The organism is Pseudomonas sp. R43(2017) (assembly GCF_002112345.1).
In the GTDB taxonomy this organism is placed as follows: Bacteria; Pseudomonadota; Gammaproteobacteria; order Pseudomonadales; family Pseudomonadaceae; genus Aquipseudomonas; species Aquipseudomonas kribbensis.
Genome location: NZ_NEHJ01000005.1, coordinates 227,091 through 249,451, shown reverse-complemented (window position 1 = coordinate 249,451; position 22,361 = coordinate 227,091). Strand labels below are relative to the sequence as shown.

At 61.4% G+C, this 22,361-nt stretch carries 20 protein-coding genes, 1 tRNA gene and 1 pseudogene; 9 read left to right on the top strand and 13 right to left on the bottom strand.

The annotated features are described in order from the left end of the window. Window positions 1–28: 28 nt before the first annotated feature. From secB to CAG02_RS16030, 3 genes are read right to left on the bottom strand one after another with little or no spacing between them, the layout of a single operon-like run. Window positions 29–514 carry a protein-export chaperone SecB gene (gene secB, locus CAG02_RS16040; protein ID WP_085712776.1) on the bottom strand — a complete coding sequence of 162 codons (486 nt, stop codon included), beginning with the start codon at window positions 512–514 and terminating at the stop codon, window positions 29–31. 53 nt (window positions 515–567) lie between these two features. Further along, window positions 568–822, bottom strand: a complete 255-nt coding sequence (gene grxC, locus CAG02_RS16035; protein ID WP_085712775.1) for a glutaredoxin 3 — start codon at window positions 820–822, stop codon at window positions 568–570. 1 nt (window position 823) lies between these two features. Next, window positions 824–1,237, bottom strand: a complete 414-nt coding sequence (locus CAG02_RS16030; protein ID WP_085712774.1) for a rhodanese-like domain-containing protein — start codon at window positions 1,235–1,237, stop codon at window positions 824–826. Window positions 1,238–1,390: 153 nt separating this feature from the next. Between CAG02_RS16030 and gpmI the strand changes: the two genes are divergently transcribed. The 5 genes from gpmI (at window position 1,391) to CAG02_RS16005 (ending at window position 8,122) form a co-directional block, all read left to right on the top strand. Beyond that, on the top strand, window positions 1,391–2,917 hold the full coding sequence (gene gpmI / locus CAG02_RS16025) for a 2,3-bisphosphoglycerate-independent phosphoglycerate mutase (protein ID WP_085712773.1): 1,527 nt from the start codon (window positions 1,391–1,393) through the stop codon (window positions 2,915–2,917). Window positions 2,918–3,182: 265 nt separating this feature from the next. Beyond that, the gene (locus CAG02_RS16020; RefSeq protein WP_085712772.1) at window positions 3,183–4,487 is read left to right on the top strand and encodes a murein hydrolase activator EnvC; all 1,305 of its coding nucleotides are present in this window, start codon (window positions 3,183–3,185) and stop codon (window positions 4,485–4,487) included. A gap of 31 nt (window positions 4,488–4,518) precedes the next feature. Then, the gene (locus tag CAG02_RS16015) at window positions 4,519–5,838 is read left to right on the top strand and encodes a S41 family peptidase (RefSeq protein WP_085712771.1); all 1,320 of its coding nucleotides are present in this window, start codon (window positions 4,519–4,521) and stop codon (window positions 5,836–5,838) included. 2 nt (window positions 5,839–5,840) lie between these two features. Beyond that, the gene (locus tag CAG02_RS16010) at window positions 5,841–6,617 is read left to right on the top strand and encodes a divergent polysaccharide deacetylase family protein (RefSeq protein WP_085712770.1); all 777 of its coding nucleotides are present in this window, start codon (window positions 5,841–5,843) and stop codon (window positions 6,615–6,617) included. A 104-nt stretch (window positions 6,618–6,721) separates the two neighbouring features. Further along, on the top strand, window positions 6,722–8,122 hold the full coding sequence (locus tag CAG02_RS16005; protein ID WP_085712769.1) for a Vps62-related protein: 1,401 nt from the start codon (window positions 6,722–6,724) through the stop codon (window positions 8,120–8,122). On the opposite strand, the gene CAG02_RS16000 is transcribed toward CAG02_RS16005, so the two are convergent. From CAG02_RS16000 to CAG02_RS15970, 7 genes are all read right to left on the bottom strand, one after another. Further along, on the bottom strand, window positions 8,103–8,858 hold the full coding sequence (locus tag CAG02_RS16000; protein WP_085712768.1) for an ABC transporter substrate-binding protein: 756 nt from the start codon (window positions 8,856–8,858) through the stop codon (window positions 8,103–8,105). The two genes, CAG02_RS16005 and CAG02_RS16000, sit on opposite strands and share 20 nt — an antisense overlap. 73 nt (window positions 8,859–8,931) lie before the next feature. After that, a complete protein-coding gene (gene hisF, locus CAG02_RS15995; RefSeq protein ID WP_007909211.1) occupies window positions 8,932–9,702 on the bottom strand; it encodes an imidazole glycerol phosphate synthase subunit HisF in 771 nt (256 codons plus the stop codon). 9 nt (window positions 9,703–9,711) lie between these two features. Further along, window positions 9,712–10,449 carry a 1-(5-phosphoribosyl)-5-[(5-phosphoribosylamino)methylideneamino]imidazole-4-carboxamide isomerase gene (gene hisA / locus CAG02_RS15990; RefSeq protein WP_085712767.1) on the bottom strand — a complete coding sequence of 246 codons (738 nt, stop codon included), beginning with the start codon at window positions 10,447–10,449 and terminating at the stop codon, window positions 9,712–9,714. A gap of 42 nt (window positions 10,450–10,491) precedes the next feature. Then, the gene (locus CAG02_RS15985; protein ID WP_085712766.1) at window positions 10,492–10,749 is read right to left on the bottom strand and encodes a DUF2164 domain-containing protein; all 258 of its coding nucleotides are present in this window, start codon (window positions 10,747–10,749) and stop codon (window positions 10,492–10,494) included. Then, window positions 10,750–11,388, bottom strand: coding sequence for an imidazole glycerol phosphate synthase subunit HisH (gene hisH / locus CAG02_RS15980; protein WP_085712765.1), 639 nt, complete (start codon window positions 11,386–11,388; stop codon window positions 10,750–10,752). It abuts the gene before it with no gap. Then, a complete protein-coding gene (hisB, locus tag CAG02_RS15975; protein ID WP_085712764.1) occupies window positions 11,388–11,981 on the bottom strand; it encodes an imidazoleglycerol-phosphate dehydratase HisB in 594 nt (197 codons plus the stop codon). The genes hisH and hisB overlap by 1 nt, the downstream gene beginning before the upstream one ends. A 292-nt stretch (window positions 11,982–12,273) precedes the next feature. Further along, on the bottom strand, window positions 12,274–13,938 hold the full coding sequence (locus CAG02_RS15970; protein ID WP_085712763.1) for an OFA family MFS transporter: 1,665 nt from the start codon (window positions 13,936–13,938) through the stop codon (window positions 12,274–12,276). A gap of 354 nt (window positions 13,939–14,292) precedes the next feature. On the opposite strand from CAG02_RS15970, the gene CAG02_RS15965 reads away from it, so the two are divergent. The 4 genes from CAG02_RS15965 to CAG02_RS15950 all read left to right on the top strand — a co-directional run bounded on the left by CAG02_RS15965 (window position 14,293) and on the right by CAG02_RS15950 (window position 18,036). Further along, the gene (locus tag CAG02_RS15965; RefSeq protein ID WP_085712762.1) at window positions 14,293–16,524 is read left to right on the top strand and encodes an AsmA family protein; all 2,232 of its coding nucleotides are present in this window, start codon (window positions 14,293–14,295) and stop codon (window positions 16,522–16,524) included. Next, entirely contained in the window at window positions 16,521–17,588 is a 1,068-nt protein-coding gene (gene mutY / locus CAG02_RS15960) for an A/G-specific adenine glycosylase (RefSeq protein ID WP_007952550.1), read from the top strand. Before CAG02_RS15965 ends, mutY begins: the two co-directional genes overlap by 4 nt. Further along, window positions 17,585–17,857 (top strand): oxidative damage protection protein, encoded by a 273-nt coding sequence (locus CAG02_RS15955; protein ID WP_085712761.1) that lies wholly within the window; start codon window positions 17,585–17,587, stop codon window positions 17,855–17,857. Before mutY ends, CAG02_RS15955 begins: the two co-directional genes overlap by 4 nt. Before the next feature lie 103 nt (window positions 17,858–17,960). Then, window positions 17,961–18,036: transfer RNA gene (locus tag CAG02_RS15950), tRNA-Phe, on the top strand. A 140-nt stretch (window positions 18,037–18,176) separates the two neighbouring features. On the opposite strand, the gene CAG02_RS15945 is transcribed toward CAG02_RS15950, so the two are convergent. The 3 genes and pseudogenes from CAG02_RS15945 to CAG02_RS15935 form a co-directional block, all read right to left on the bottom strand. Next, window positions 18,177–20,627, bottom strand: coding sequence for a TonB-dependent receptor (locus tag CAG02_RS15945; protein WP_085712760.1), 2,451 nt, complete (start codon window positions 20,625–20,627; stop codon window positions 18,177–18,179). A 122-nt stretch (window positions 20,628–20,749) separates the two neighbouring features. Continuing rightward, window positions 20,750–21,709, bottom strand: coding sequence for a FecR family protein (locus CAG02_RS15940; RefSeq protein ID WP_085712759.1), 960 nt, complete (start codon window positions 21,707–21,709; stop codon window positions 20,750–20,752). Continuing rightward, window positions 21,710–22,211 (bottom strand): annotated as a pseudogene (locus tag CAG02_RS15935) (RNA polymerase sigma factor); the annotation flags it as partial. It lies immediately after the preceding gene. Between the last annotated feature and the right edge of the window lie 150 nt (window positions 22,212–22,361).

Genomic DNA, 22,361 nt, shown 5'->3' with positions numbered 1-22,361 from the left:
GCGCTTTTTTCGTTGTTGCATCGACCGCTTACTGAACGGTCGGAGTCTCGCCGGCTTCCTGCATGCGCTGCAGCTCTTGCGCGTACAGGGCGTCGAAGTTCACCGGGGCCAGCATCAGGGCCGGGAACGAACCACGGGTCACCAGGCTGTCCAGGGTTTCGCGAGCGTACGGGAACAGGATGTTCGGGCAGAACGCACCCAGAGTGTGGCTCATCGAAGCCGCGTCCAGGTTCTTGATCAGGAAGATGCCGGCCTGTTGCACTTCAGCGATGAAGGCGACTTCTTCACCGTTTTTCACGGTCACGGACAGGGTCAGCACGACTTCGTAGAAATCGCCTTCCAGCGCTTTCTGACGGGTGTTCAGATCCAGACCGACGGTCGGGTCCCACTGCTGGCGAAAGATCGCCGGGCTTTTCGGAGCTTCGAAGGACAGGTCGCGTACATAGATGCGCTGCAAGGAGAATTGCGGTGCGGTTTCTTCTTCGCTGGCTGCAGTGTTCTGTTGGTCAGTCATCTCAGATCCTTTCTGATCTTGGGTCTTTTGGGTTCTTGGTGAGGTGCAGCAGTTCAGGCCTTGAGCAGCGCGTCGAGCTTACCGGCGCGCTCCAGGGCGTACAAATCGTCACATCCGCCGACGTGGGTGTCGCCGATCCAGATCTGCGGCACGGACGTGCGTCCGGCTTTCTGGGCCATGGCGGCGCGCACTTGCGGCTTGCCATCGACCTTGATCTCTTCGAAGGCCACGCCTTTGTTCGCGAGCAGGTACTTGGCGCGCGAGCAGTAAGGGCAGTAATCGCTGGAGTAGACGATGACTTCGCTCATATCACTTCACCAGCGGCAGGTTGTCGCCTTTCCAGCTGGAGATCCCGCCGGACAGCTTGGCGGCGGTGAAGCCGGATTTCATCAGCTCGCGGGCGTGGGTGCCGGCAGTCTGGCCCAGGGCGTCGACCAGAATGATGGTCTTGGCCTTGTGCTTTTCCAGCTCGCCGATGCGGGCGGCCAGTTTGTCCTGGGGAATGTTCACCGCGCCAACGATGTGACCGGCGGCGTATTCCTTGCTCGGACGGATGTCCACCACCACGCCGGCTTCCTTGTTGACCAGTGCGGTCAGCTCGCCCGTGCTCAGGCTTTTACCGCCGCCCTGCACCGTATGCGCCAGCAGCAAAGCCAGCAGTACGACGAAGATACCGACAAGAATGTAGTGGTTAGTGGCAAATTCAATCAGGTGAGCAACCATCGAAGGAGGTTCCAGGGCGTTAAAATGTCGGCCAGTATACACAGCCACTATGGTCGGCCAAACCCCGTCCGGCGGTGACGCCGCAGGAACTTCGCTTTAAACTCCAACTCCCTTTTCCATCGCCCTCTTCTTTATTAGCCACGAGTGGATTCCATGACTACCACGCCTAAACCTTTGGTCCTGATGATTCTCGACGGCTTCGGTCACAGCGACAGCCCCGAATCCAACGCCGTCTTCGCGGCCAAAAAGCCTGTGCTGGATCGCCTGTGGGCCACCGTGCCGAACGGCCTGATCTCGGGCAGCGGCATGGACGTCGGCCTGCCGGACGGCCAGATGGGCAACTCCGAAGTCGGCCATATGAACCTGGGCGCCGGCCGCGTGGTGTATCAGGACTTTACTCGGGTAACCAAGGCGATCCGCGACGGCGAGTTCTTTGAGAACCCGACTATCTGCGCCGCTGTGGATAAAGCCGTGACCGCCGGCAAGGCCGTGCATTTCATGGGCCTGCTGTCGGACGGCGGCGTTCATAGCCACCAGGATCACCTGATCGCCATGGCCAAGCTGGCCTTCAAGCGCGGCGCCGAAAAAATCTACCTGCACGCCTTCCTCGATGGCCGCGACACGCCGCCGAAAAGCGCCGCGTCGTCGATCGAACTGCTCGACGCGACCTTCCAGGCCCTCGGCAAGGGTCGCATCGCCAGCCTCATCGGCCGCTACTACGCCATGGACCGCGACAACCGTTGGGATCGCGTGTCTCAGGCCTACAACCTGATCGTTGATGGCAAAGGCGAATTCAACGCCGCCACCGCCCAGGAAGGCCTGGAAGCCGCTTACGCCCGTGGCGAGAGCGACGAGTTCGTCAAAGCCACCAGCATCGGTGAGCCAGTGAAGGTCGAAGACGGCGACGCCGTGGTGTTCATGAACTTCCGCGCCGACCGTGCCCGCGAGCTGAGCCGTGTGTTTGTCGAGGACGGTTTCAAGGAATTCGAGCGCGCACGCCAGCCAAAAGTGCAGTACGTCGGCCTGACCCAGTACGCCGCCAGCATCCCGGCCCCCGCAGCCTTCGCACCGGGCAGCCTGGAAAACGTGCTCGGCGACTACCTGGCGAAAAACGGCAAGACCCAGCTGCGCATCGCCGAAACCGAGAAATACGCCCACGTGACCTTCTTCTTCTCCGGGGGCCGCGAAGAACCGTTCCCGGGCGAAGAGCGCATTCTGATCCCGTCGCCGAAAGTCGCCACCTACGACCTGCAGCCGGAAATGAGCGCGCCGGAAGTCACCGACCGCATCGTCGAGGCCATCGAGAATCAGCGCTACGACGTGATCGTGGTCAACTACGCCAACGGCGACATGGTCGGCCACAGCGGCGTGTTCGAAGCAGCGGTTAAAGCCGTGGAATGCCTGGATACCTGCGTCGGTCGGATCGTCGAAGCTCTGGAAAAGGTTGGCGGCGAAGCCCTGATCACCGCCGACCACGGCAACGTCGAGCAAATGGCCGACGAAGCCACCGGCCAGGCGCATACCGCGCACACCACCGAACCGGTGCCGTTCATCTACGTCGGCAAGCGCGACCTCAAGGTCCGTGAAGGCGGCGTACTGGCAGACGTGGCGCCGACCATGCTCAAACTGCTGGGCCTGGAAAAACCGGCGGAAATGACTGGCACTTCGATTCTGGTGTAATCGCCCGTCGAAACACTGCAAAACCTGTGGGAGCTGGCTTGCCAGCGATAGCAATCTGACAGCCAACAACTATGTTGAATGCTCAGACGCCATCGCGAGCAAGTCGAATCGTCGCACCGTCGCTCCCACAGTGGTTTATAGGGTTTTCGAAATGGAATTCGCTCTGTCGCTTGCCCCAGTTATCACACAGTCCCAATTGGGCGTTTTTTTTGCCGCGTGGGGCGGGCATACTAGGCCGTCCCTTACCCTGGTGCCGCCCGCCCCTATGCTTCGCGTCCTGATCGCCCTCGCTCTGACATGCCTGCTCCAACCGGCCTTCGCTGACGAGCGTGCGCAAACCCAACAGCAGTTGGACGCCACGCGTCAGGACATCGCCGAGCTGAAAAAACTGCTGGGCAAACTCCAGGAAGAAAAGTCCGGGGTGCAAAAGGAGCTCAAGGGCACCGAAACCGAGATGGGCAAGCTCGAAAAGCAGGTCGATGCCCTGCAAAAAGAGCTGAAAAAGAGCGAATCCGAGCTGCAGCGGCTCGATGCGGAGAAAAAAAAACTCCAGAGCGCGCGCACTGAACAGCAGCGACTGATCGCCATCCAGGCCCGCGCGGCCTATCAGAACGGCCGGCAGGAATACCTCAAGCTGCTGCTCAACCAGCAGAATCCCGAGAAATTCGCCCGCACCCTCACCTATTACGACTATCTGAGCCAGGCCCGCCTGGAGCAGCTGAAGAACTTCAACGAAACCCTGCGCCAGCTGGCCAATGTCGAAAAGGACATTTCCTCGCAGCAAGCCCAGTTGCTGGTGCAGAAAAGCGACCTCGACACCCAGCGTGACGCCCTCGACAAGGTTCGCAAGGAGCGCCAGCAAGTGCTGGCCAAGCTCAATGACGACGTGAAAGCCCGCGACCAGAAACTGGCCGCCCGCGAGCAGGATCAGGCAGACCTGTCTAAAGTCCTTAAAACCATTGAAGAAACCCTGGCCCGCCAGGCCCGTGAGGCAGAAGAAGCGCGGCAGAAAGCGCTGATCGCCCAGCAGGAAGCCGAAAAAAAGCGTTTACGTGAGGCCCAGGCCCGCGCCGATGCGGACTCGGACACCAGCGACGCCCCACGCCCAAAAGCCAGACCGACACCTGGCGCGCTGGTTTCCAGCAGCGGCGAGACGTTTGGCGGCCCTTTTGCTGCCACTCGGGGAAAACTTCCATGGCCGGTTGATGGTCGACTGCTGGCACGCTTCGGTGAAACCCGTGGCGACGATGCCCGCACCAAGTGGGACGGCGTGATGATCAGCGCCGCCGCCGGCAGCCAGGTGCACGCCGTACATGGCGGGCGCGTGGTGTTTGCCGACTGGTTGCGCGGTGCCGGGCTGCTGGTGATCCTCGACCACGGCAACGGTTTTCTGAGTCTTTACGGTCATAACCAGACGCTGCTGAAGTCGGCTGGTGACGTGGTAAAAGCCGGTGAGTCCATCTCCACTGTCGGTAACAGTGGCGGGCAGGACACACCAGCGCTGTATTTCGCAATTCGTCAGCAGGGTCACCCGAGTGATCCGGCGCAATGGTGTCACGCGCAAGGATAAGCGCGTCGCCTAATTCAGGAGTTCGTTCGACATGCTGCATTTGTCCCGCCTTACCTCGCTGGCCCTGACGATCGCCCTGGTGATCGGCGCGCCTCTGGCGTTCGCCGCTCAACCGGCTCCGGCTGTCGCCCCGGCAGGCACTGCCGCGACTTCCAAGGCCCCGTTGCCGCTGGAAGAGCTGCGCACCTTTGCCGAGGTCATGGACCGGATCAAGGCCGCCTATGTCGAACCGGTGGACGACAAGACCCTGCTGGAAAACGCCATCAAGGGCATGCTGAGCAACCTCGACCCGCACTCGGCCTACCTCGGCCCGGAAGACTTCACCGAACTGCAGGAAAGCACCAGCGGTGAGTTCGGTGGCCTGGGCATCGAAGTCGGCTCGGAAGACGGTTTCATCAAGGTCGTGTCGCCTATCGACGATACGCCAGCATCGAAGGCCGGCATCCAGGCCGGTGACTTCATCGTCAAGATCAACGGCGCACCGACCCGTGGCCAGACCATGACCGAAGCCGTGGACAAGATGCGCGGCAAAATTGGTCAGAAAATCACCCTGACCCTGGTCCGCGACGGTGGCACGCCGTTCGACGTGACCCTGGCCCGTGCGGTGATCCAGGTGAAGAGCGTCAAGGCGCAACTGCTGGAATCGGGTTACGGCCTGATCCGCATCACCCAGTTCCAGGTCAAGACCGGCGAGGAAGTCTCCAAGGCCTTGGCCAAGCTGCGCAAGGACAACGGCAAGAAGCTCAACGGCATCATCCTCGACCTGCGCAACAACCCGGGCGGTGTGCTGCAGGCAGCGGTGGAAGTGGTCGACCACTTCATCACCAAGGGCCTGATCGTCTACACCAAAGGCCGGATCGCCAACTCCGAGCTGCGCTTCTCCGCCACCGGCAAGGACGAAAGCGAAGCCGTGCCAATGGTTGTGCTGATCAACGGTGGCAGTGCCTCGGCTTCGGAAATCGTCGCCGGCGCCCTGCAAGACCAGAAACGCGCCGTGGTCATGGGCACCACCAGTTTCGGCAAAGGCTCGGTGCAGACCGTGCTGCCGCTGAACAACGACCGTGCGCTGAAGATCACCACCGCGCTGTACTTCACACCGAACGGCCGCTCGATCCAGGCCCAGGGCATCGTCCCGGACATCGAAGTGCGCAAGGCCAAGATCACCAACGAAGCGGACGGCGACTACTTCAAGGAAGCCGACCTGCAGGGTCACCTGGGCAACGGCAACGGCGGCGCGGACAAACCGACCGGCTCCGGCGGCAAGCCGAAAGCCATGCCGCAGGATGACGATTACCAGTTGGCCCAGGCCCTGAGCCTGCTCAAAGGCCTGAGCATTACGTCCGGCCGTTGAGGATGTCTTTGCGTTTCGTCTTTGTCCTGCTGTGCTGTCTGGCGGGTGCTGCTCACGCAGAGCCTGCCAGACCGACACCGCAAAAAGCCTACCTGACACTGATCATCGACGACCTGGGGCAGAACCTGCCTCGGGATCGTCGCGTGCTGGCCCTGCCCGGGCCGGTGACCACGGCAATCATGCCCGACACCCCTCACGCCACCGAATTCGCCCGCGAGGCCCATCGCGCCGGCAAGATCGTGATCCTGCACATGCCGATGGACCCGGCCACCGGCCCGTTCGCCTGGCACCCTGAACTGCCCATCGAAGAACTTGAAAAACGCCTCGACGCCGCGTTCAAAATGGTCCCGTACACCGCCGGTATCAACAACCACATGGGCAGTCGCATGACCGCACAACCGGTGGCGATGGCGTGGCTGATGGGGGAGCTGCAACGCCGCCACAAGTTCTTCGTCGACAGCCGCACCAGCGCCCAGACCGTCGCTGCGCAACAGGCGCAGAAAATCGATCTGGCGAGCGTTTCGCGGGACGTGTTTCTCGATGACGAGCGCACCGAGGCGGCGATCTACACCCAGTTGCAGACCGCGATCAATCTGGCCCGTAAACAGGGTTCGGCGGTGATGATCGGCCATCCTTATCCACAGACGCTGGCGGTGCTGGAGCGGGAGCTGCCGAAGTTGAAGGCTCAAGGCATCGAGTGGATCGACATCAGGCAGATGATCAGCGTGCGCAGCAATCGCGCCACGGCGGCCCATGGCAAAGACGGCATCTACCGGTAACAAGCGGTCACGAAGCAATAGATAGATACCGCAGCCAGCCCCCTCCCTACCCGGATATTGAGACCCGTCGCGGCGACTTCAGGCCGCTTTATTCGGGATCAATCATGAACACCCAAACCTCTCTCAACTCATCTGTTCGGCAGATGGAACCCATTGCGGTTGAAAACCTGCTGATCAATTTCACCACCGAGTTTCACCGGATCTGGGACAACACCGGTTCGAAGTCAAAACCCGGCAGTTTCTGGCGCCCGACACCGGCTCCCGACCTGCTGCCCGGCTATTTTCCGCTGGGCGATCTCGTTGTCTCCGGACGGGACAATATCAACGACAGGCAGGTGATGGCAGTCGTGCGCGAGGGCGATCCGCAAAATGCCGGAACCGGCAAGGGGCCGGCACTGAGCAGGCCTGATGATTACCAATGGGTATGGAGTGATTCAGGTTCGCGCGCCAACGGTGACTGCTCCGTCTGGCGGCCCATCCCGCCCGAAGGTTATGTCGCACTCGGAATGGTCTGCTCCAACGACAGCAGCAAGCCTTCCTTCAATGCCGTTCGCTGCGTACGGGCCGATCTGGTGGTCGCCTCGAGTGCCAACGCCCTGGTCTGGAGCGACAAGGGCAGCGGAGCCGACCGTGACTTCAGCACCTGGAGTATCAAGCCCCCGACCGCACCTGCCGGGGAGATATTCTTTGCCCCTGGCACCTTTATCGGCGTCAGGGGCTACAGTAAACCTGAGGCCCCCATGACGGCCTTCGCCTTGCGGATGCCGATTCCGCTTCAGGTCGACACACCACCGGCCGCCCCGGTACTCACCGGACTTGATGCCTCCGCCGCTCTCCTCCCCTCCAAAGTCACGCAAGTCGTCCGGCTGCCGTGGTTCGCAGTCAGCGATCCGGTGATGACCAGTCTTGTACAACTGCGTCATTCACCGTTCTATCGCATGGAAAGAACCGACCGCTACTTGCTCGTCGGCCAGGGCAAGAACAGCACAGATGTGCACCAGGCATTCAGGTGGAGGGCCGGCCGAGCCCAGTCATTCGAGATGATGCGCGCCTTCACCCGCAACACCGGTATCGATATCGGCAACCAGTGGCCGTCGCCAATGAATACGACTCAACCGGTCATCGCCTGCTCGGCCAGACTGGGCGACAGTTTCTGCAACACGGAATCGGCCCCTTATGAGTGGGCAAACTCCTCGGAGGCAGAGGTGATCGCGCTGGTTGCGCAAAAAAGGTTTGCCGCCGTGTATCTGGTGCAGAGCGACTACCGACTGCTGCGCGAAGATGGCTCACCCGTGGAAGGTCATCTCAGCTACACCGATATGGATAGCCTGCACCTGGTTGACTACCCGTCCGAGCCGGAACCCGCGCAGGGTCCGAAGACCGAGCCAGAACAACGGCTGCCGGTTGAACCGATGAATGAACCTGCAAAGCAGCCGACAGTGGAACCTCAGGTCGATCCGCAACTGCCGGCCGAGTCAGCGGTGGTTACAGATACCGCCCCATGATCTCGTCGACCACACCGTCCTTGCGCATTTGATCCAGCGCAGCCTGCAACCTGGCAACGGTTGCATCCGGCACTTCCTTGTTCAGCGCCAGATACAGTTCGGCGCTGTTGAAGCGCAACACGGTTTTCAGCCCGGTCACGCCATCCTGCCGCGCCAGATAACGCCCGGCAGGATCGCCGGTGGCCCACAGGTCGATCTGGCCGCTCACAAGCTTTTTGGCGTTGTCCTGATCGCGCAATACCACCACCGGCTTCAGGCCCTGCTTGGCCAGGGTCTCGGCAATCGCATCGCCCTTGTAGGCGCCGATCTTGTATTTGCGTGCGTCATTGAGGGTTTCGAGGGTGATCTTGCTATCGGCCTTGGCCAGCATGACCCAGTCATCCGGGCCGATCGGGCCGACCCACTTGAACAGCGTCTCGCGATCCGGCAGACGTGCCATCACGAACGCACCGTAACCGGGATTCTCCAGCGCCAGCTTGTAGACCCGCTCCCAGGGGAAGCGCAGGGTCAGGCTGTAGGTGATGCCGGCACGTTTGAACATCTCGCGCACGATGTCCGTGGCGATGCCGTTGATGTTTTCGTCCTGGGCGAAATTCTTGCCGTTCTTCGCCATGTTGTACGGCGGGAAGTTTTCGGTGAGGAGCACCAGATCGGTGTCGGGATTTTCTGCGGCGTGGCCAGTGTTGATCAACAACACGGAGGCACTGGCGAGGGCGAGAAGCAGGCGTTTGATCATGTCGGGCTACCGAAATCCATGGCGTGCCCAAGAGTGCCTCGGGTACGCCATGCTGTCCACTGGCCTGTATGGTTTAACGCATTACGATTCCGCGTTTAGCCATGTAAGCCTTGGCTTCCTGAACGGTGTATTCGCCGAAGTGGAAAATACTCGCCGCCAGTACGGCGCTGGCGTGGCCTTCAAGAATGCCGTCGGCCAGATGCTGCAGGTTGCCGACGCCACCGGAAGCGATCACCGGAATGCCCAGCGCATCGCTGATCGCGCGGGTCACGCCGAGGTCGAAACCGTTTTTCATGCCGTCCTGATCCATGCTGGTCAGGAGGATTTCACCGGCACCCAGGCCTTCCATTTTCTTCGCCCACTCGACGGCGTCGAGGCCGGTCGGCTTGCGGCCGCCGTGGGTGAAGATTTCCCAGCGCGGGGTTTCGCCCGGGCCGGACACCTTCTTCGCATCGATGGCGACGACGATGCATTGCGAGCCGAAATGCTGCGCCGCTTCGCCGACGAATTCCGGATTGAACACGGCAGCGGTGTTGATCGACACCTTGTCCGCACCGGCATTGAGCAGGTTGCGGATGTCCTGCACGGTGCGCACGCCGCCGCCGACGGTCAGCGGGATGAACACCTGGCTGGCCATGCGCTCGACAGTATGGAGCGTGGTGTCACGGCCATCGACGCTGGCGGTGATATCGAGAAAGGTAATCTCGTCGGCACCCTGCTCGTCGTAGCGACGGGCGATTTCCACCGGGTCGCCGGCGTCACGGATGTTCTCGAACTTCACACCTTTGACGACCCGGCCGTTGTCCACGTCCAGGCAAGGGATGATGCGTTTGGCCAGCGCCATGGTCAGTCCTCAGCCTTGGTACGAGTCGCAGAAAGCTTGCGCTTCGGCGACGTCGAGGGTGCCTTCGTAGATCGCCCGGCCGGTGATGGCGCCGATGATGCCCGGTGCCTTGGCGTCGAGCAGCGACTTGATGTCACCCAGGTTGTGAATGCCACCGGATGCGATCACCGGGATCTTGGTGGCAGCAGCCAGCGCAGCGGTGAACGGTACGTTGCAGCCCTGCATCATGCCGTCTTTGGCGATGTCGGTATAAACGATCGAGGACACGCCGTCGGCTTCAAACTGTTTGGCCAGGTCGATGACCTGCACCTGGCTGATTTCTGCCCAGCCGTCGGTGGCGACAAAACCGTCTTTGGCGTCGAGGCCGACGATGATCTTGCCCGGAAATGCGCGGCAGGCTTCGGCAACGAACGCCGGCTCCTTCACCGCTTTGGTACCGATGATCACGTAGCTCACGCCAGCCTTGACGTAGTGCTCGATGGTTTCCAGCGAACGGATGCCGCCGCCGATCTGGATCGGCAGGGTCGGGTAGCGCTTGGCGATCGCGGTCACCACTTCGCCGTTGACCGGCTGGCCTTCGAAAGCGCCGTTCAGGTCGACCAGATGCAGACGACGGCAACCGCCCTCCACCCACTTGGCAGCCATGCTCACCGGGTCATCGGAGAACACTGTGGAATCTTCCATGCGGCCCTGGCGCAGACGTACGCAGGCACCGTCTTTGAGATCGATAGCGGGAATAATCAGCATCTGGCAAACCTTCAAATTTGAATGTTCAGCTTGGCTCGGAAATCAGTTTTTCTCGAGCGCCCACAGGTCGCTTTCGATGCTTTCAAACCGCTCCTTGAGGTGGGTCTGCACATCGAAAATCGCCCTGTTGTAATAGTGCGGAGCAATTTCGCGGGTAAACAGCTCAAGAATTTCCGCCGCCTCGAACGAACCCAGGTCCAGTTCGAAACGATCCTCCATGAACCGCTGGATCTTGCGATTGGCGTCGCTTTCCTGCTCGGGCGTGAGGGTCAGGATCGGCGGTTTCTTTTTGGCGGCCATTTACCAGCGACCGTCCCACGCCGCGAAGTTCTGCAGCAATTGCAGGCCATGGGTATGGCTCTTCTCCGGGTGGAACTGCACGGCGAAACGCGAACCTTCGGCCAGCGCTGCGGCGAAATCGACACCGTAATGACCGCTGCCGACCACCTGCCGCGGGTTACCGGCGGCGATGTAGTAGCTGTGCACGAAGTAGAAACGCGCCAGGTCCGGAATGTTGTGCCACAGCGGGTGATCCACCGACTGCTTCACTTCGTTCCAGCCCATGTGCGGGACTTTCAGGTGCTCGCCGTCTTCATGCAGGTCTTTGCCGAAGAACTTCACCGCGCCCGGGAACAGGCCGATGCAGTCGACGCCGTCGTTCTCTTCACTGGTGTCGAGCAAGGCTTGCATGCCGACGCAGATGCCGAGGAACGGGCGATCCTGGCTGACTTCACGTACCAGCGAGTCGAAACCGAGGCGACGGATCTCCGCCATGCAATCGCGAATCGCACCGACGCCGGGGAAAACCACCCGATCGGCTTCGCGGATCACGTCCGCATCACTGGTGATCAGCACCTTGCCGGCGCCAACGTGCTCGAGGGCCTTGGCCACCGAGTGCAGGTTGCCCATGCCGTAATCGATGACTGCAACCGTCTGCATTACAGCACGCCCTTGGTCGAAGGCATCTGGCCGGCCATGCGGTCATCCAGTTCGACGGCCATGCGCAGCGCGCGGCCGAAAGCCTTGAACACGGTTTCGATCTGGTGGTGAGTGTTGGTGCCGCGCAGGTTGTCGATGTGCAGGCTGACCAGCGCGTGGTTGACGAAGCCCTGGAAGAATTCCTGGAACAGGTCGACATCGAAACCACCAACGGTGGCGCGGGTGTACGGCACGTGCATCTGCAGGCCCGGACGGCCGGAGAAGTCGATCACTACGCGCGACAGCGCTTCATCGAGCGGCACGTAGGCGTGGCCGTAGCGACGGATGCCTTTCTTGTCGCCGATGGCTTGTGCGAAGGCCTGGCCGAGGGTAATACCGACGTCTTCCACGGTATGGTGGTCGTCGATATGCAGATCGCCCTTGCATTGGATATCCAGGTCGATCAACCCGTGACGGGCGATCTGATCCAGCATGTGCTCAAGAAAAGGAACACCGATATCGAATCGGGCCTTTCCGGTGCCATCAAGGTTGATCGAGGCTTTGATCTGGGTTTCCAGAGTGTCGCGCTCGACAGACGCCTTACGTTCGGCCATCACCAGCTCCGCAAAATCATTGGGCGAAAAAGGCAGCCATTATAGGCACGCGGGGCCGAAACAGAAACACGAGACGTGATATGGCAGACGGATAGAAGCCCCGGCTGTCGCGGGTAGACATGTCCATACAAGCCATTACAAGCCGCCTGAAAACAAATGTGGGAGCGGGCTTGCTCGCGAAAGCGGTGGGTCAGCCAACAGTGATGTCGACTGATCTACCCTCTTCGCGAGCAAGCTCGCTCCCACAGGTTTTAGCGCCAGCCCGAAACATCAGGCCGGCAATTTCAGCTACTTAGTGAAACAGAACCGCCGTCTTCTGCAGGGTCACCCACACACCCCACGCCAACGGAATCCCGACCACCAGCCACGCAGCGATTGCCAGCGGCTTGCTGCCCGGCGCGGCTTTCCACTCAAGCACGGTGCTGCTGTCAGCACCCTTGTCGTGGCCCAGCGCCTGCTCGGCCGCCAGTTCGGCGTCGGTCATGAAGTACTTGTCCGCCACCGGGCGCACCAGCAGGTTGCACAGGAAACCCAGTACCAGCAGGCCAGCGAGAATGTACAGCGTGATGTCGTAAGCCGCGGCGCGTTCAACGCCGATGCTCAACTGATATTCACGCAGATAGTTCACCAGCACCGGACCCAGCACGCCAGCGGCGGCCCAGGCGGTCAGCAGACGACCGTGGATCGCGCCAACCATTTGCGTGCCGAACAGGTCGGCCAGATAGGCCGGAACGGTCGCAAAACCACCGCCGTACATCGACAGGATGATGCAGAACGCCGCCACGAACAGCGCAACGTTGCCCAAGTGACCGAGGTTCGGGATCAGCGCGTACAGCGCGAAACCCAGCGCGAAGAACACGAAGTAAGTGTTCTTGCGGCCCAGGTAATCCGAGAACGACGCCCAGAAGAAACGACCGCCGATGTTGAACAGGCTCAACAGACCGGTGAAACCGGCCGCAATCGCAGCGATAGAAGCCAGTTGACCAGCGTCGAGCTGACCGAACGGCAGATCATTGCCCAGCAGCTTGCCGCCGAACACTTCCTGCAACAGTGGCGAAGCCATGCCGAGGATGCCGATACCGGCGGACACGTTCAGGCACAGCACCAGCCACACCAGACGGAATTGCGGGGTTTTCCACGCCACATTCACGTGAACATGACGGTGGGTGATCATCGCATTCGAGGCTTTCTTCGCCGGCGCGGTCCAGCCTTCAGGCTTCCAGCCGGTTGGCGGCACGCGGTAAGCCAGTGCACCACCAATCATGAACACGAAGTAGATCGCGGCCATGGCCACGAAGCTCTGCCATACGCCCACGCCGGTTGGCGAAGCGAAATGGCTCATCAGTGCGGTTGCCAGTGGAGCACCGACCATCGCGCCGCCACCGAAACCCATGATCGCCATGCCGGTGGCCATGCCGCGCTTGTCCGGGAACCACTTGATCAGGGTCGAGACCGGCGAGATATAGCCCAGGCCCAGACCGATACCGCCGATCACGCCGGAGCCGATCCACATCAGCCAGATCTGGTGGGTATAGATACCCAGCGCGGAAATCAGCAGACCGCCGCACCAGCACAGTGCCGATACAACGCCGGCCTTGCGTGGCCCGGCGTGTTCGAGCCAGCCACCCCAGATCGCTGCCGAGCAGCCGAGGAAGATGAAGAACAGGGTGTAGATCCAGCCGAGCATGGAGATCGGCCAGTCGCATTGCGACGAGAAGACTTGTGCGATGAAGCCCATGTCCGGTGCGCAAGCCACCGGCGCGGTGATGCCCAGTGCCTTGGACAGCGGCAGCCAGAACACGGAAAAACCGTAGGCCATGCCGATGCACAGGTGAATGGCCAGAGCGGCCGGTGGTACCAGCCAGCGGTTGAAACCGGGCTTGGCGATGATGCGTTCCTTGGACAGGAACGCAGGCTGGGCGGCGCTGAGGCCGTCCGCCGTGATGCTCGTGCTCATTGTGTATCCCCCAATTATTAGTATGTGTTCGTCAGCCACTGCTCACCCCCGGCCTTTATGCACGCAGGCATGACCGTGTTAGTGGGTGGAGCTCCTTGAAGCGCGACCAAAAGTCGCAGAGGGACGGACGAACGGGCGAAGGTTACCATCTGCACGTGACAGAAAAACCAAACTGATATCACCTTTTTCGAGTCATCTGATCTCATATCACCGGGGAACCCTCCCGCCGACCGTTGTCGAAGCGCTGCACGCCGCGGTTCAAGAGGCTCCTCAGGACACCGCACCAGCACGGGGTCAGGCAGCGCTATACTCCCCGGCTAAATTACGAATTCGACTAACTACAAGGACTCGCCCATGAAAGCGTTCGGCAAAATCCTGGGTCTGGTACTTCTCGGGCTGTTGCTGATCATTGTGGCGGCGGGCTTCGCCCTGACCCACTTCTTCGATCCCAACGACTACAAAAACGAGATCCGCCAGATAGCCCGCGACAAGGCCCACATCGAGCTGACGCTCAATGGCGATATCGGCTGGAGCCTGTTCCCGTGGCTCGGCCTGGAATTGCACGAGGCCAGCGTCGCCACCCTGATCAAGCCTGACGAGCCGTATGCCGATCTGCAGATGCTCGGTCTGTCGGTGCGCGTGCTGCCGCTGCTGCGCCGCGAAGTGCAGATGAGCGATGTGCGTGTCGAAGGCCTGAACCTGCGCCTGAACCGCGACAAGAACGGCCACGGTAACTGGGAAGACATCGGCAAGCTGCCGACCGCCGCCCCTGCGCCGGGCAGCACCCCGCCAGCGGCCGCCGGCGAACCGGTCGCCGAAACACCTGCCCAGCCGGAAAAGCCACCGCAGCCGATCCGCCTCGACATCGACAGCCTGACCGTCAACAACGCCCGGGTTGAATACAACGACGAGCAGACCGGCAAGCAGTTCAGCGCCGAAAGCATCCAGCTGAGCACCGGTGCGGTGCACGATTCGACCAACATTCCGCTCAAAGCCACGGCGTTCCTCAGCACCAATCAGCCCGTGCTGCGGGTACGCACCGAACTCAACGGCGAGCTGCGCATCGAGCGCGCCCTGCAACGCTACAAGTTCGAAGACCTGAAGCTGTCCGGCGAACTGACCGGCGACCCGCTGCAAGGCAAGGCCATGACGTTCTCCGCCCAAGGGCAGATGTTGCTCGACAAGGCCGCGAACGTCGCCGAATGGACCGGGATCAAGATCTCCGCCAACCAGTTGCGCGCCCTGGGTGAGCTGAAGGCCAACGATCTGGACAAGACCCCGCAAATCACCGGCGCGATCTCCATCGCCCAGTTCGACCTGGCCAAGTTCGTCGACAGCATCGGCCAGACCCTGCCGGCCATGGCCGAAGGCAGCCTGAGCAAGGTCGAGCTGGTCAGCCGTGTCGCTGCCACACCGACCAGCCTGGCGCTGGACAACATCAACCTGAAACTCGACGACAGCAGCTTCAGCGGCCGCATCGCCGTCGAAGACTTCGCCAAGCAATCGCTGCGGGCGATCCTCAAGGCCGACACCTTCAACGTCGACCGCTACCTGCCACCGAAATCGGAAAAAGCCGCCAGCGCCACCCAGGCACGCCAGACCGAAGTCGCCAGCACCGAAGCCGATGCCATGGCCGGCGCCGGCAGCACCCCGCTGCCGGACAAGCCGAGCAAAAGCGCCTGGAGCACCGAACGCCTGCTCCCGGTGGAGCGCCTGAGCAAACTGGATGTGAACGCCGACCTGACCTTCGGCCAGTTGACCCTCGACAAATTGCCGATCCAGAACGCCGCGCTGAAAGCCACCGGCCAGGGCGGCCTGCTGACCCTGGAGAACCTGCGCGGCGAGTTGTACAACGGCGACTTCGAAGCCAAGGGCACACTCGACGTACGCCCGAATGCACCGCTGCTGAACCTGCAAACCCGGATCAACCGCGTGCCGGTGGAAAAAATCCTCGAAAGCCAGGGCAAGAATCCGCCGGTCAAAGGCCTGGTAAATCTCACCAGCACCGTCACCGGTAGCGGCAACAGCCAGCAGGCGCTGATCGACACACTCAACGGCAACGCCAGTTTCGTGATCAACAACGGCGTGTTGCTCAACGCCAACCTTGAACAGCAACTGTGCAAAGGCATCGCCACCCTCAACCGCAAATCCCTGAGCGGCGAACCGCGGGGCAAGGACACGCCGTTCCAGGAACTCAAGGGCAACCTGACCTTCCGCAACGGCGTGGCCAACAACCCGGACCTGAAGGTGCGCATCCCGGGCATGACCGTCAACGGTGACGGCGATATCGACCTGAAAGTGCTGGGCATGGACTATCGCGTCGGCATCATCGTGGAAGGCGACACCAGCGCCATGCCGGACCCGGCCTGCCAGGTCGGCGAGAAATTCGTCGGCATCGAATGGCCGCTGCGCTGCCGTGGCCCGCTGGAGCTGGGCGCCAAGGCCTGCCGCGTGGATAACGAGCGTCTGGGTCAGGTCGCGACCAAAATGGCCGGCGACAAGCTCAGCGAAAAAATCGACGAGAAACTGGGCGACAAAGTCAGCCCGGAACTGAAAAACGCATTGAAGGGGCTGTTCAAGCGATGAGAGCGGAGCAGTTTTCCACGGCGGTGCTGGAATGGTTCGACCGCCACGGCCGCCATGATTTGCCCTGGCAACAGAACATCAACCCGTATCGGGTGTGGGTGTCCGAGATCATGTTGCAGCAGACTCAGGTCAGCACCGTGCTCAATTACTTCGACCGTTTCATGGCTGCGTTGCCAACGGTCGAGGCTTTGGCCGAAGCACCGGAGGACGAAGTGCTGCACCTGTGGACGGGCCTGGGTTACTACACCCGCGCGCGCAATCTGCAGAAAACCGCGAAGATCGTCGTCAGCCAGTACGGCGGCGAGTTTCCCCGGGATGTCGAGAAGCTCACGGACTTGCCGGGCATCGGCCTGTCCACCGCCGGCGCGATTGCCAGCATCAGCATGGGCCTGCGGGCGCCGATCCTCGACGGTAACGTCAAACGGGTGCTGGCGCGCTTTACCGCGCAGGAGGGCTACCCCGGCGAGCCGAAGGTCGCCAAGCAACTGTGGGCCAACGCAGAGCGCTTCACGCCGCAGGATCGGGTCAACGCCTACACCCAGGCGATGATGGATCTGGGCGCCACGCTGTGCACCCGTAGCAAGCCGAGTTGCCTGCTGTGTCCGCTGGAAAAGGGCTGCGAAGCGCACATGCTTGGACTGGAGACCCGTTACCCGATCCCCAAGCCGCGTAAAGCCATTCCGCAGAAACGCACGCTGATGCCGCTGCTGGCCAACGAAGACGGCGCGATTCTGCTTTATCGCCGCCCGTCCAGCGGATTGTGGGGCGGTTTATGGAGCCTGCCGGAACTCGACGACCTCGACGACCTGCAACACCTCGCCGCGCAGCACTCGCTGGAACTGGGCGAGCAGCAGGCGCTGCCAAGCCTCGTCCATACCTTCAGCCATTTCCAGTTGTCCATCGAACCCTGGCTGGTCCAGGTACAGGAAGCCGGCGGTCACGTGGCCGAGGCCGACTGGCTCTGGTATAACCTCGCCACCCCGCCGCGCCTGGGCCTCGCCGCCCCGGTCAAGACCTTGCTCGAACGCGCGGCCGCCGTCTTGAATGCAGGAGAGTCGACATGACCCGCACCGTAATGTGCCGCAAGTACAAAGAACAACTCGAAGGTCTGGAGCGCCCACCGTACCCGGGCGCCAAGGGCCAGGACATCTTCGAACACGTCTCGGCCAAGGCCTGGGCCGACTGGCAGAAACACCAGACCCTGCTGATCAACGAAAAACGCCTGAACATGATGAACGCCGAAGACCGCAAATATCTGCAGGGCGAAATGGACAAGTACTTCTCCGGCGAGGAATACGCCCAGGCCGAAGGCTACGTTCCGCCAGCGGAATAATCAGCGGAAATCGGGGGTCTGATCGTAAGCGACGGAATTAATTTAAGAAATTTTAAAAAAGTCGTTGACGTAAATCCGAAAAACCCTTTTAATGCGCCCCGTTGCCCAGATAGCTCAGTCGGTAGAGCAGGGGATTGAAAATCCCCGTGTCGGCGGTTCGATTCCGTCTCTGGGCACCAAATACCGAAAACCCTGAATCGCAAGATTCAGGGTTTTTTTATGCCTGCGATTTGATGGCAACTAAATCCAGCCCATCTCGCAGCCCGAAAAAAACCCGCGATCCCTTTCCAGAGATCGCGGGTTTTGTCTTTTCAGCCGATCAATAAGCCATCGACCAGCTCAACGTATACGTCCGCCCACGGCCCTGATAGTCATACAGGTACGCCGGGCCGTAGGTCGGCGAGTAGAACAGCGTCGCCCGCTGACCCCAGACCGTGCTGTATTGCTTGTCCAGCAGGTTCTGGATGCCGCCGCTGAAGGTACCGAATTCGGTGTCGCGGCTGCCGAGCAGGTCGAAGGTGGTGTAGCCGTTGATCTTGTGGTCGGCGTCGTCCTTGAGGGTGAAGGCGTGATTGCCTTGCAGGCGGGCGCTGGTACGGTCGCCTTTCCAGCCGATGAAAGCGGTGGATTTCGACAGCGAAGCGTAGCGGGCGTCGCGCTTGATCCAGCCGCCGTTGGCGCCCTCCTCTTCCGAACGCACCAGGTGCAGAGTGCTGCCCGCTTCCCAGCCACTCTGGAAGTGCCGGGTCAGCGCGCCTTCGAAGCCGTAGTCGCGGCTCTTCTGGTCGATCACGTCGATGGTCAGGGTGGCGCTGTCGGTGGTGATGACTTTGTCCGACCAGATGTAATACAGCGCCGCCTGAGCGTCCCAGTCGCTGTCGGAGTAGCGCCAGCCGGTTTCCACCTGACGGCTCTTGATGCCCGCCAACGGGTTGTCAGCGACGCTCAGGCCCGGCTTGCCGTAGAACTTGGCGGGGTCCGGCAGATCGAAACCTTCGCCGTAGTTGACCCACAGCTGATGACCGTTCTTGAAATCGTAGATGGTGCCGAGGTTGTACAGGTTGACCGCGTAATCGTTGCTGCCGCCGGCGATGCCTTTGAAGTTGCCGACATCCACGTCCATCTGCTGACGGCGCATGCCGCCGGAGACGGTCAGGTTGTCCGTGGCGTACCAATCGAGCTGGCCGTAACCGGAGAGACCGTCGACGCGGTAGCTCGGATAGCGCGGTGCCTTGCTCAACGTATCCAGATCCAGCCCGCCGCTTTCCGACGAGACGCGCTGATCGAAGGTGCTCTGCTCGGCATTGAAACGCTCGCGATCCAGGTCCACGCCGTAGGTGAACTTGAAGGATTGCCACTCCTTGGCGAACAGCGCCTTGAGGCTGCTGACCTCGAAGTTCTGCTGCGAAGCGGCGAAGTACACGCCTTTGGAACCCACCGGTTTGCCGGTGTTGTAGTAAGGGAACGGGTAGAAGTTGTTGTCTTCCTTGCGATACGACGCTTGCAGGTAGAAGTCCTGCCCCAGCACATCGCTGTGGTGGTAGTTGGCATTGAGCAACACGCGCTTGGTGCGCGGATCGAGATCGGTCGAGTAACCGCTGCGCAATTCGGCATCTTCCAGGTTCGACGGCTTCTGGTATTTCAGGTTGGGAAAGTAGATGCCGGTGTCGCCGTTGTTGCCCGAGTCGTAATACTGCGCCAGCAGATCGAGGGTTTGCTCGTCGTTGAAGCGCATCGCCAGGCTGCCCATGACGTCGATGGTGCGGTTGTATTGCAGGTCGGTCTGGGTGTTGTCGATGAAGATCTGGTCGCCGGCACCGTCGTAGAACGCCTTGTTCTGCTCGCCGGCAATTCCGAGGCGACCGCTGATATTGTCGTTGCCGCCGCTGACCGATTGCGCGATGCGCGTGGAGAGATCGTCGCTGTTGTTGAAGCCGCTGCTGGCACCGATCTGGGTTTCGAATTGCGCCGGGCCCGGGGTGGCCTTCTTGGTGACAATGTTGATGATGCCGCCGGTGGCGCCGCCGCCATAGATCGCACTGGCGCCGGACAGCACTTCGACGCGCTCGACGTTGAACGGCGAGATGCTGTCGAACTGACGCGACAACCCGCGAGAGCTGTTCTGGCTGACGCCGTCGATCATCACCAGCACGTTGCGCCCGCGCATGTTCTGGCCGTAGTTGGTACGCCCTTCCGGCGCCAGGTCGAGGCCCGGCACCAGTTTGCCGATGGCTTCCTTGAGACTGACACCGGTCTGCAGTTGTTCGCGCAACTGGGTCTGGTCGACGACCCACACCGTGCCGGGAATCTCACTGATGGCGGTGCTGGTGCGCGAAGCCACGCTGACTTCAATCGGCTTGAGGGTCATGGCATCCGCCGGCGCCTTTGCACGGCGCAGGATCACCGTCCGGGCGTCGCTGAATTCCCAGCTCATGCCGCTGCCGGCCAGCAGAGTCTGCAACGCCTGGGCGACGCTCATCGAACCGTTCAGTGCATCGGCCTGCACGCCTTCGACGTCGGCGGTGGTGTAGAGCAGGCGCAAGCCGGCCTGATCGGCAAACGCGGTCAGGGATTGATCGAGGGACTGGGAAGGCAACGAGAGCGTCACCTGGCGCTGCTGCGCACCGGTTTCCTGAGCGGCGTTGCTCCGGGGCTGTGCCTGCACCAGCGTGGAGCCGAACAGGCCGGCGATGATCGCCTGAGCCAACAGGGTCCGGTGCACGATGTTTCTGCCGTGGTTGCTGCGCGTCTGTGCCGACTGCTTGAACATACCTTTCACGTCTTCCTTCCCAGCCAAAATGAATGCGTCAATGAGAATGAGTTTCTTCTCAGTCCCACTACGACGATTCGGCAGGAAGGAACTTGCAGTCGCTTTATGAAAAAAGTTTCAGATCAGTGCAGCACCGCCAACCAGGGCAGGTAGGTGACCTTCAGCGGATAGCGTTGCTCCAGCGTTCGCAGCGAGCCTTGCGGGTCGTTGAGTTCGAACACACCGCTGACCGGCAGCGCCGCCAGTTCGCGGTCGGAGATCAGGATCCTGCCGTGCTGATAACGCTCCAGCTCGCCGATCACTTCGCCCAGAGGACGACCGTTGAAGATCAGCTTGCCGCGCTGCCAGGCCGTCAGGCTTGCAGCGTCGACTTTTTGCCCGGCGAGCAGCGGCTGGCCGGGTTGATGCTCCAGTCGCTGATTGGCTTGCACCAGCATCGGCTGGTGCTGGCCGCTGAGCTGAACCTGACCGGTGCTGACCACCAGTGTCACGGCGTCACCGTCGCGGCGTACGCTGAAGGCTCCGCCACTGGCCTGCACACGCTCATCGCCTATGCGCACGACAAACGGCCGGGGATCGGATGCTGGTTCGAACAGTGCTTCGCCTTCGCGCAGGATCACGGTGCGCTCATCATTGGAATAGGCCAGCGAAAACGCGCTGTCGCTGTTGAGGATGACCTGGCTGCCATCGGGCAGCGTCACGCGCTGCTGCTGGCCGACGCTGGTGTGATAGTCGGAACTGAGCGCCGGCCATTGTTGCCAGCCCGTCACTCCGGCAATCGCCAGCACCACCGAGGCGGCCAGCGCTGGCCACCAGTGCCTGCGCCGGCGTGCAGCCGGGTGCGTTTTTGGGTGCTGTCTGGCGGTCGAAGTCTGGCCGATCATCGACCACAGCATCTGCGCCTCATCGGCCAGGGTTTGATGAACCGGACTTTCGCCACACCACTGCTGATAGGCGAGCCGATCGGCCGCAGTGGCCTTGCCCGAGTTGAGCAGCACCACCCAGTCGAGTGCAGTGTCTTCAAGGCTTTGCGAAGGGTCGGTCATGGCGGCATCGTGGCTGGAGAGGGAAAGGTCACGCATGGTTGGTCTTCAACCAGTCGCGACAGTGACGCAGGGCCTGGCCGATGTACTTGGCCACCATGCTTTCGGAGACGCCCAGTTCAACGGCGATTTGCGCCTGGGTCAAGCCTTCGAGGCGATTGAGCAGCAATGCCTGCCGCGCATTGGGCGACAACTGCTGCAGGGCGTCGTCGAGGATCCCCAGGCGCTCCTTGGCCAGAAACGCCGCCTCCGGTGCGGGTGCAGGATCGACGACCTGGGAATATTCCAGATCGTCGCCGAGACTGCCGCTCAAACGCTGCTCGCGACGCAAGGTATCGATTGCCAGATTACCCGCCACCCGGAAGATGAAACCACGGTCGTTGAGCACCGCCACCGACTCATCGATGTTCAGCAGCTTCAGATAGGTTTCCTGCGCCACGTCGGCCGCCCGCTGCCGGTCGCTCATGCGTCGGGTCAGGTAATTCAGCAAGTCGTCGTAGTGTTCCTGAAAACTCAGCAGCAGGCGGGGAGCTGGCGGCATCGAGGGGCGAGTCCGGGTTCGTTTGACTGAGCCAATGTGATCCTTTCACGGGCGTTAATGAGAAACAGTATCAATCATTGAACGATGAGTTTTCAACGCTGACGGGTTTCGGTCATCGCGGATCCGCGATACTTTGGCCGCCCCTTACGG